1 rRNA gene (cut by a window edge) is annotated in these 547 nt (G+C 50.1%); it reads right to left on the bottom strand.

The features are described from left to right. Nucleotides 1–547, bottom strand: a 23S ribosomal RNA gene (locus AC3FNH_RS32535); its annotated part reaches 471 nt to the left of the window's first position; the annotation flags it as partial.

The following is a 547-nucleotide window of genomic DNA, read 5'->3' as shown; positions in this document are numbered from 1 at the left end:
ACCTGCCCATGGCTAGATCACCTGGTTTCGGGTCTATATCCAGAGACTGAACGCCCAGTTAAGACTCGGTTTCCCTACGGCTCCCCTAGATGGTTAACCTTGCCACTGAATATAAGTCGCTGACCCATTATACAAAAGGTACGCAGTCACAGGACAAGCCTGCTCCTACTGCTTGTACGTACACGGTTTCAGGTTCTATTTCACTCCCCTCACAGGGGTTCTTTTCGCCTTTCCCTCACGGTACTGGTTCACTATCGGTCAGTCAGTAGTATTTAGCCTTGGAGGATGGTCCCCCCATATTCAGACAGGATATCACGTGTCCCGCCCTACTCGATTTCACTGAACACACGTCGTCAACTACGGGACTATCACCCTGTATCGTCGGCCTTTCCAGGCTGTTCGTCTAACGCGTGTAAAGCTTAAGGGCTAGTCCAATTTCGCTCGCCGCTACTTTCGGAATCTCGGTTGATTTCTTTTCCTCGGGGTACTTAGATGTTTCAGTTCCCCCGGTTCGCCCTGTTGAGCTATGTATTCACTCAACAGTAAT

This window comes from Cupriavidus sp. 22TCCZM01-5, assembly GCF_057798915.1.
This window is presented reverse-complemented; position numbering and strand designations above follow the sequence as displayed.